The organism is Burkholderia sp. HAN2018 (genome assembly GCF_024704855.1).
GTDB classification, from domain to species: domain Bacteria; phylum Pseudomonadota; class Gammaproteobacteria; order Burkholderiales; family Burkholderiaceae; genus Burkholderia; species Burkholderia cepacia.
Genome location: NZ_QOBB01000266.1, coordinates 1 through 8,875 on the forward strand (window position 1 = coordinate 1; position 8,875 = coordinate 8,875).

Below are 8,875 nucleotides of genomic sequence, written 5' to 3' on the forward strand. Positions count from 1 at the left end.
CCCGAGATCGGCCGCGCCGATGGCCGGCCCGGGCGCCAGCGCGGCCGCCCGCTCCATCACGTTGCGCAGCTCACGCACGTTGCCGGGCCAGCGATGATCGAGCAGCGCCCGCTGTGCGTCGTTCGTCAGGTGCAACGGGCGCGCGCCTGCCGCGCACGCCAGGAAATACGCGGCCAGCGGCAGGATGTCGGCCACGCGATCCGCGAGCGGCGGCAGGTGCAGCGGAATCACGTTCAGCCGGTAGAACAGGTCTTCGCGGAACGTGCCGTGCGCGACGGCCTCGGCGAGATCGCGGTGCGTCGCGGCCACCACCCGGATGTCGATCGCCGTCGGACGATCCGCACCGAGCGGCGTCACCTCGCGCTCCTGCAGCGCGCGCAACAGCTTGGCCTGCATGGCCGTGGGCATGTCGCCGATCTCGTCGAGAAACAGCGTGCCGCCGTCGGCCTCGACGAGCCGCCCGGCGCGATCGACGTGCGCCCCCGTAAACGCGCCGCGTCGATGCCCGAACAGTTCGCTTTCGAGCAGGTCGGCCGGAATCGCCGCGCAGTTGACCGCGACGAACGGCCCGGCATGACGCATCGACGCGGCATGCAACACGCGCGCCGCCACCTCCTTGCCGGTGCCCGTCTCGCCGGTGACGAGCACGGTCGCGTCGCTCGTCGCGGCCCGGCCGATCTGCTTCTGCACGTCGCGCATCGCGGCGCTCACGCCCAGCAGCCGGGGGCGGGCCGACGCGGGTTCGCGCGCAAACCCGCCGCCGTGCGGTTCGACGGCCGCCGGCGGTGTGTTCGCGGAAACGATGCGCGCGAGCAGTTGCGCGATGTCGCGACGCCCGATCGGCTTGGTCAGGTGATCGAACGCGCCGAGCCGCATCGCGTCGATCGTGTTGTCGCTGGTCGCATGGGCGGTCAGCATCACGACCGGGATCGCGGCCAGCGCGGGATCGTCGCGCAGCTGCGCGAGCACCGCGAGCCCGTCGAGGTCCGGCAAGCGGAAGTCCAGAAAGATGCAGTCGACGCGACCGCCGTCGCGCAGCGCGCTCAACGCCGCGCGCCCGGCTTCGGCTTCGACGACCCGATGACCGAGATCGGCGAGCGTCTCGGCCAGGCCGTCGCGAAATGCCGCGTCGTCGTCGACTATGAGGATGGTTGCCATGGGATTTCAATGACGAAGGATGCACCGTGCGGAACGTCGTCGAGCCAGGCCTGGCCGCCATGCGCCGCGGCCACTTCGCGGACGACGGCAAGACCGAGGCCGGTGCCGTCCGCCCGCCCCGTCACGAACGGCTCGAAAATCCGCTCGCGCTGCTCGGCGGGAACCCCGGGGCCGGTATCCGACACGGTGATCCTCAGCCAGTCGCGTCCGGTGAACGTGCGACGCGCGGCGGCGAGCGTGACCGCACCGCCGTCGCCGGCATGGCGCAGCGCATTGAGCAACAGGTTGTCGAGCGCGCGGCGCATCTGGTCGGGATCGAACACGGGGAACGCGGCGGGCTGCGCAAGGCGTTCGCCCTGCTCGCCGGGCAGCCATGCGAGATCGATCGCCTGCCGCTGCGCCAGCTCGCGGTGCGCGTCGACGACCTGCGCGAGCCACGCGTCGACATCGACGCGCGTCGCATGCGGGCTGACCGGCTGCGTCAGCGCGAGCAGGCCCGACAGCTGCGCATCGATGCGTTCGATCTGCGCCAGGATCACGCGCAGCGCGTCCTGCTGCCGTCGGCTGTCGCCGGCCAGCGCGTTTTCGGCTTTCAGGCGCATCGCGCCCATCGGGTTGCGAATCTCGTGCGCGACCTGCGCGGCCAGTTTGCCGAGCATCCCGAAGCGTTCCGCCTGCGCGAGCCGCGTGCGGAGTTCGGCGGCCTGCTGTTGCAGTTGCTCGGCGCGCCGCGCATGCGTGTTGAACGCATCGATGATCCGGTCGAGATCGGGCTCGCCGACATACGGCAGGTGCGGTGCGCGGCCGTCGGGCGCCAACCCGGCTTCGATCCGCGCGAGATTGCCCTTCCAGCGCCGCAGCGCGATCGCGAGCGCCGCCGCGATCGCGAGAATCACCGCGAGCACGCCCGCAAGGCCCGTCGCCAGCAGCTCGCCGTGCCGGCCGAGCGGCGGGCGGGCGCGCGTCAGCATCCAGACGAACAGGCCCGATCCGGCGCGGACCGGACACGCCGCCGCGATCACGGCATCCTGCGCGCCCTCGACCGCATTCGACGTCGTGGCACGCGTCGCGGCGGCCGCGCGCAGCGTGCGGAGAATCAGCGGCGTTTCCGCGTCCGGCACGTCGCGCTTGATGCCGCTGCCTTGATAAGTCGGAAAGGAATACGCAAGAAAACCGCTCGCCGCAGGTGCGCCGCCGGCCGTCCAGAAACCGCCTTCCATGTCCGGTGCGCGCGCCAAAACGATATCGAGGATCGCATGCATCAGCGCCGAATCGGGCTGCGCGCCGGCCGGCGCGGACGCATCGTAGCGCGACGCGACCGCTTCGCAGGCCGCTTCGCCCGCGGCCCGCGCGCCGGCGATCTGCTGCCCTTCGGCGGAACTGGCCATCACCCAGACGACCGCGACGAGCGTCGCGCAGAGCGTCGCGACGAGCGCCCAGAGCATGACGAGTTGAGTGGAAAACGGCGGACGCTTCATCGGATCGGGCAGGCGGTCGAGGGCGACAGGATAACGTAAAGCATACGACGCCGGGACCCGCGCCGCCGGCCTGCCGGATCGGGCTGGCCATCGCGCCGGACGCCAGCGGCCGCCATCGGGAAAGGCCGCTGAAAGATCGAACCGCCAGACTGCCTCCGGCTCGACGCGGTGGAGAATTCCGGCAGTTTCAGGACGATCACGCCGGTCAGGCAGGACCTGTTCCCGTGGACGTTCCGCGACGAGCTGAGCTGGGTCGAGCCGTACTACGCGCGCTTCGGCGATCGCCGCCTGCCGGCGATCATCGCGCCGCGCCGCCCGTTCAGCGAATGGCGGCTCGGCGGCGACGTGACCGCGGTGTGGGGTGCGCCGCTGCCGTAACGGTCGCCCGCGCGCGTTCGGGAGGTTTCACCGTCGCGAACCGCCGCGACGGCAAAATGAGCCGGGCCGCGACCACGGATCGTGTCGACGCCCGCTTCCGCCGCTTTCCAGTGCGAAATTGTTCGGTCGACGCACAACCTCGCGCAATCTCGCGCGAACGGCGCCGGCCATGCCATTCATGTATCAGCGCGCAGCGCCCGGAACGGGCTCGTTCATCGCGTCGCCGTATCGCTCCGCGCGCTCGACGATGCGCGCGAGCCGGATGATGTCGGTCAGCGCGAAATCGTTCGCGTCCGGCCTCGGACGATCGTGCTCGTCCGCCACGCGCATCGCGAACGCGAGCGCTTCCGAGCGCTCGCGCAACAACGTGCGCAGCGCATCCGCGATGATCCGGCGGTCGCGCGGATCGCCCAGGCCGAGCGCGGCCCCGTGATCGTATTCGACGGCCGGCGTCGCGAGCGGCGACGCCGCCAGCATGGAGATCCCGCGCATCGGTACCGTGTTCCGTTTCATGTCCACCTCCCGTTGACGGGCGGCCAGGGCGCGACGCCTCACCGCCGGTTCGACCGCGACACCACGTCGATCCACACCGCCAGCACCAGCACCGCGCCCTTGACGATCATCTGCCAGTACGCGTCGACGTCGAGCATCGACATGCCGTTGTCGAGGCTCGCCATCACGAGCGCGCCGATCAGCGCGCCGTACACGGTGCCCGAGCCGCCGCGCATCGACGTGCCGCCGATGAAGCACGCGGCGATCGCGTCGAGTTCGCCCATCGTGCCCGCCGACGGCGAACCGGCCGCGAGCCGCGCGGTGTTCACGATGCCCGCGAACGCGCACATCAGCCCCATCAGCGCGAAGATCGCGAGCTTCACGCGGTCGGTATCGACGCCGGACAGCCGCGTCGCCTCGAGATTCGAGCCCACCGCATAAATGCGCCGGCCGAATACGGTCTGCGTCGCGATCCACGAGAACACACCGAGCAGCGCGAGCAGCAACAGCACCGGCACCGGGATGCCGCCGTAGCGGTCGAGCGTCGCGACGAATGCGAACAGCACGGCCCCCGCGCCCACGATCTTGACGGCGTCCTGCCACAGCGGCGCGACCGCGAGCCGGTAGCGGTGCCGCGTGCCGCGCTGGCGCACGACCAGCAGCGCGACGAGCGCGAACAGCAGCAGCGCGAGGCCGTCGCCGGCCACGCGCGGCAGGTAACCCTGCCCGAGGAACACGAAGCCGTCGGACACCGGGGCGATCGTCGAGCCGCCCGTCACGCCGAGCAGGATCCCGCGAAACGCGAGCATCCCGCCGAGCCCGACGATGAACGACGGCACGCGCCGGTAGGTCGACCACCAGCCGTTGAAGAGCCCGATCAGCACACCGAGCGCGAGCACCGCCGGGACCGTCGCGGCGACGGGCCAGTGGCGGTTCACGTCGAGGATCGCCGCGACGCCGCCGAGCAGCCCGAGCAGCGAGCCGACCGACAGGTCGATCTCGCCCGCGATGATCACGAACACCATTCCGCACGCGAGCATGCCGGTGATCGACATCTGCCGCAGCAGGTTCGACACGTTGCGCGGCGTGACGAATGCGCCGTCGGTCAGCACCGAGAAGAACGCCCAGATCGCCGCGACCGCGAGCAGCAGCGCGAGGATCTTGTAGCGCACGAAGACCTGGCGAAGCTGGCTGCCGGTCGAGCGCCCGGCCGGGTGCCCTGCTTCGTGGCCGCTTGAACGGCGCGCGTCCGCGTCCTGCGTCGCCGGGGTGGAGGAAGAAAGTTCGGAATTCATGTCGCACTCGTTGCGGTGGGTTCGGTCGGCCGCCGGCCGGATTTCAGCGCGGCGCCGAGGATCTGTTCCTGTGTCAGGCCGTCGTTGACGAAGTCGCCGCGCAGCTCGCCTTCGCCGATCACCAGTACGCGATCGGCAAGCCCGAGCACCTCGGGCATTTCCGACGACACGACGATCAGCGCGACGCCGCGCTTCGCAAGCGCGAACACGAGGCGGTAGATCTCCGCTTTCGCGCCCACGTCGACGCCGCGTGTCGGCTCGTCGAGAATCAGCACCTGCGGCTCGGCCAGCAGCATCTTCGCGAGCACGGCCTTCTGCTGGTTGCCGCCGGACAGGCTCGCGATCGGCAGGAACGGATGCGCGGCACGCACCGACAGCCGCTGCATCTCGGTGCGGATCGCGTCCAGCTCGGCGGCCGCGTCGATCCGGCCGCGCGCCGCGAAGCGCCGCAGCACCGTCAGCGTGATGTTGTGGCCGACACCGAGCTGCGGCACGATGCCGTGGCGCTTGCGGTCCTCGGGCACCATCGCGATGCCGGCGCGGATCGCATCGGCGGGCGTGCGGATCGACAGCGGCCGACCGTTCATCAGCACGGTCGCCGTGCACGCGCCCGGATACGCGCCGAAGATCGCCTGCATCAGCTCGGTCCGGCCCGCGCCGACGAGCCCCGCGACGCCGAGAATCTCGCCGCGCCGCACGCTGAACGACACGTCGTCCACCCGCTTGCGGCGCGCATTCGTCACGTCGCGGCAGGTGACGTTGCGCGCTTCCAGCACGACGTCGCCGATCTCGTGCGGCTCGCGCGGGTACAAATCGCGAATCTCGCGGCCGACCATCATCGCGATGATCCGGTCGGTCGTCAGCGCGCGCATCGGCTCGGTCGCGACATGGCGGCCGTCGCGGATCACCGTCACCGTGTCGCACACCGCCTCGACCTCGTCGAGCTTGTGCGAGATGTACACGCACGCGACGCCGCGGCGCTTCAGGTCGCGCACGATGTCGAGCAGGATGCGCGTTTCGGACGCGCTCAGCGACGACGAAGGTTCGTCGAGGATCAGCAGCTTCGCGCGCTTGTTCAGCGCCTTCGCGATCTCGATCAGCTGCTGGTGGCCGCCGCCGTAGTTCATCACCGGCTGCGCGACGTTGATCGAGTCGATCCGCAGTTCATGCAGCAGTGCCTCGGCACGCTGCACCATCGCCGCATAGTTCATGCGCCCGCCCGACAGCGTGATCTCGTTGCCGAGAAAGATGTTCTCGGCCACCGACAGCTCGGGCACGAGCATCAGTTCCTGGTGGATGATCACGATGCCCGCGCGCTCCGTGTCGCGCACGCCGGACGCGACGAGCGGCGCGCCCTCCCAGCGGATCTCGCCCTCCCACGTGCCGTGCGGATACACGCCGGACAACACCTTCATCAGCGTCGATTTGCCCGCGCCGTTCTCGCCGCACAGCCCCACGCACTCGCCCGGCCGCACCACCAGGTCGATGCCGTCGAGCGCCTTCACGCCGTCGAATTCCTTGACGATGCCGCGCATCGTCAGCAAGGGTTCGGTCATTCGCTCATGCCTCGCAGTGTGCGCGCGGACGCACCGGTGGGCCGCCCGCGCGCCGCGCCGTTACTGGCTCGCCAGCTGCGCCTGGGTATAGAAGCCGTCCTTCACGACGACGTCGACGTTGCGCTTGGTCAACAGCGTCGGCTGCAGCAGCACCGTGTCGACCTTCTTCTTGCCGTTGTCGTATTGCGCGTTGAACGCGGGTTTCGTGCCCTTCGCAAGATCCACCGCGAGCTTCGCCGCTTCGCTCGCGATCAGCTTGAGCGGCTTGTAGACGGTCATCGTCTGCGTGCCGGCGATCACGCGCTTGACCGCCGCGAGATCCGCGTCCTGCCCGGAAACCGGCACCTTGCCGGCCAGGTGCTGCGCGGCGAGCGCCTGGATCGCGCCGCCCGCGGTGCCGTCGTTCGACGCGACGATCGCGTCGATCCGGTTGTTGTTCGCGGTCAGCGCATCCTCGACGATCCGCAGCGCGGTCGACGCGCTCCACTCCGGCACCCACTGCTGGCCGACGACCTTGATGTCGCCGCGATCGATCGCCGGCTTCAGCACCTTCAGCTGCCCTTCGCGCAGCATCTTCGCGTTGTTGTCGGTCGGCGCGCCGCCGAGCAGGAAATAGTTGCCCTTCGGCTTCGCGTCGACGACGCCCTGCGCCTGCAGTTCGCCGACCTTCTCGTTGTCGAACGAGATGTACGCGTCGACGTCGGCGTCGAGGATCAGCCGGTCGTACGACACCACCTTGATGCCGGCCTTGCGCGCTTCGGCGACCACGTTGCCGAGCGTCTTCGAGTTGAACGGGACGATCACGATCACGTCCACGCCGCGCGAGATCAGGTTCTCGATCTGCGAGATCTGCCGCGCCTCGCTCGCGTCCGCGGACTGCACGGACACCTTCGCGCCGAGCTTCGTCGCGGCGGCCACGAAATAGTCGCGGTCGCGCGACCAGCGCTCGACGCGCAGGTCGTCGATGCAGAAGCCGATTTCAGGCTTGTCCTTGCTCGCATGCGCGAGCGGGGCGCCCAGTGTCAGGATCGCCAGCGCAGCGGCGCCGGCAAGCGAGCTCAATACCGTACGACGTTTCACGGATTTCATGTCTCCATTCCTCTCTTTATAGGACTACTCCACGAACGCCGGGCAGCCGCCGAAGCCGGTCGCCCATCGTCTTGCCACCGCGCGGCACGGCTTCGTGCGGCCTGTCACACGCCCGTCACGCGCCTGTCGCAAACACCGGCTCGAGCGCCCGATACAGCGCGCGAAACGTCGGCCGCCGCGCGTCGCGATACCACGCGTGGCGTGTCATGTCGGGCTCCCGTACCTCGACGACGGGCGGCTGCGGGCACACCGCGTCGAGCGGCGCATCCGGTTCGAGCGCAAGATGCGCGAGCCGCGCGGCGCCGAGCGCCGGGCCGACTTCGCCGCCCGCGCGCAAGGTCAGCGCACGGCCGCTCAGGTCGGCCAGCATCTGCGTCCAGTACGCGCTGCGCGAGCCGCCGCCGATCACCGTGATGCCGTCGGGCGCGAGCCCGGCCGCATGCAGCGCGTCGATCCCGTCGAGCAGCGCGAAGCCGACGCCTTCGAGCGTCGCGTTCGCGAGATCCGCGCGCCGCGTATCGGGCGTCATCCCGTAGAACACGCCCTTCGCATTCACGTCGTTGTGCGGCGTGCGCTCGCCGCTCAGGTAAGGCAGGAACCACGGGCGCTCCGCGCGTGCGTTCGCTTCCGCGTCGGCGAGCAGCGCGGCAACGCCGTCGTAGCCGGCCAGTTGCGCGGTGAAATCGACGCAGCCGGCCGCGTTCAGCATCACCGACATCAGGTGCCAGGTGCGCGGCAACGCGTGACAGAAACTGTGAACCGCCGATTCGGGATTCGCGCGGAAGCCGTCCGACACCGCGAAGTAGACGCCCGACGTACCGAGCGACAGCAGCGCGTCGCCGGGCCGCACGATGCCGACGCCCACCGCGCCGGCCGCGTTGTCGCCCCCGCCCGCGACGACCGGGATCTCGCGCAGCCCGAGCGCGCGTGCGACGGCCGGCAGCAGCGTGCCGGTGATGCGGTTGCCTTCGAACACGGCGGGCATCTGCGCGCGCGACAACCCGCATGCGGCGAGCAGCGTGTCGTCGTAATCGCGCTTCGCGACATCGAGCCACAGCGTGCCGGCCGCATCCGACGGATCGGTCGCGAACGCGCCGGTCAACCGGTAGCGCAGATAATCCTTCGGCAGCAGCACATGGGCGATCCGCGCGAATACGTCCGGCTCGTGCCGGCGCACCCACAGCAGCTTCGGCGCGGTAAAGCCCGGCATCGCGAGATTGCCGGCGACGGCGCGCAGCGTGGGCGCGCGCCGCTCGAGTTCCGCGCACTCCGCATCCGCGCGGCCGTCGTTCCACAGGATCGCGGGGCGCAGTACGTCGCCGCGCGCATCGAGCAGCGTCGCGCCGTGCATCTGCCCGGTCAGGCCGAGCGCATCGATGGCGCGCGGATCGATGCCGGCCGCGCGCGCATCGGCGACGAGCGCCGCCAG

The 8,875-nt window shown here is 70.3% G+C and carries 8 protein-coding genes; 1 reads left to right on the forward strand and 7 read right to left on the reverse strand.

What is annotated here, in order from left to right:
• Positions 1-1,158: sigma-54 dependent transcriptional regulator (locus DPV74_RS35975; RefSeq protein WP_162923234.1), on the reverse strand; the 1,158-nt coding region annotated here is incomplete at its 3' end.
• Positions 1,140-2,636 (reverse strand): HAMP domain-containing sensor histidine kinase, encoded by a 1,497-nt coding sequence (locus DPV74_RS35980; RefSeq protein ID WP_119338910.1) that lies wholly within the window; start codon positions 2,634-2,636, stop codon positions 1,140-1,142. The genes DPV74_RS35980 and DPV74_RS35975, both read right to left, overlap by 19 nt.
• Before the next feature lie 168 nt (positions 2,637-2,804).
• Here DPV74_RS35980 and DPV74_RS35985 point away from each other — a divergent pair, with 168 nt between their 5' ends.
• The gene (locus DPV74_RS35985; protein WP_240440086.1) at positions 2,805-3,014 is read left to right on the forward strand and encodes a hypothetical protein; all 210 of its coding nucleotides are present in this window, start codon (positions 2,805-2,807) and stop codon (positions 3,012-3,014) included.
• A gap of 183 nt (positions 3,015-3,197) precedes the next feature.
• Here DPV74_RS35985 and DPV74_RS35990 read toward each other — a convergent pair whose 3' ends face one another.
• The 5 genes from DPV74_RS35990 to xylB form a co-directional block, all read right to left on the reverse strand.
• Positions 3,198-3,527: a hypothetical protein gene (locus DPV74_RS35990; RefSeq protein ID WP_200058862.1), complete on the reverse strand. Its 330-nt coding sequence runs from the start codon at positions 3,525-3,527 to the stop codon at positions 3,198-3,200.
• Between the two features lie 38 nt (positions 3,528-3,565).
• The gene (locus DPV74_RS35995; RefSeq protein WP_119338912.1) at positions 3,566-4,801 is read right to left on the reverse strand and encodes a sugar ABC transporter permease; all 1,236 of its coding nucleotides are present in this window, start codon (positions 4,799-4,801) and stop codon (positions 3,566-3,568) included.
• Positions 4,798-6,357 (reverse strand): D-xylose ABC transporter ATP-binding protein, encoded by a 1,560-nt coding sequence (gene xylG, locus DPV74_RS36000; RefSeq protein WP_119338913.1) that lies wholly within the window; start codon positions 6,355-6,357, stop codon positions 4,798-4,800. The genes DPV74_RS35995 and xylG overlap by 4 nt, the downstream gene beginning before the upstream one ends.
• Positions 6,358-6,417: 60 nt before the next feature.
• A complete protein-coding gene (xylF, locus tag DPV74_RS36005) occupies positions 6,418-7,446 on the reverse strand; it encodes a D-xylose ABC transporter substrate-binding protein (protein ID WP_027792864.1) in 1,029 nt (342 codons plus the stop codon).
• Positions 7,447-7,561: 115 nt separating this feature from the next.
• Positions 7,562-8,875: xylulokinase (gene xylB / locus DPV74_RS36010; protein ID WP_119338914.1), on the reverse strand; the 1,314-nt coding region annotated here is incomplete at its 5' end.

What these genes read in the sequence shown, in the direction of transcription:
- DPV74_RS35995 (WP_119338912.1), bottom strand. Translation starts at nt 4,801, where the DNA reads ATGAATTCCGAACTTTCTTCCTCCACCCCGGCGACGCAGGACGCGGAC.
- xylG (WP_119338913.1), bottom strand. Translation starts at nt 6,357, where the DNA reads ATGACCGAACCCTTGCTGACGATGCGCGGCATCGTCAAGGAATTCGAC.
- DPV74_RS35990 (WP_200058862.1), bottom strand. Translation starts at nt 3,527, where the DNA reads ATGAAACGGAACACGGTACCGATGCGCGGGATCTCCATGCTGGCGGCG.
- DPV74_RS35980 (WP_119338910.1), bottom strand. Translation starts at nt 2,636, where the DNA reads ATGAAGCGTCCGCCGTTTTCCACTCAACTCGTCATGCTCTGGGCGCTC.
- xylF (WP_027792864.1), bottom strand. Translation starts at nt 7,446, where the DNA reads ATGAAATCCGTGAAACGTCGTACGGTATTGAGCTCGCTTGCCGGCGCC.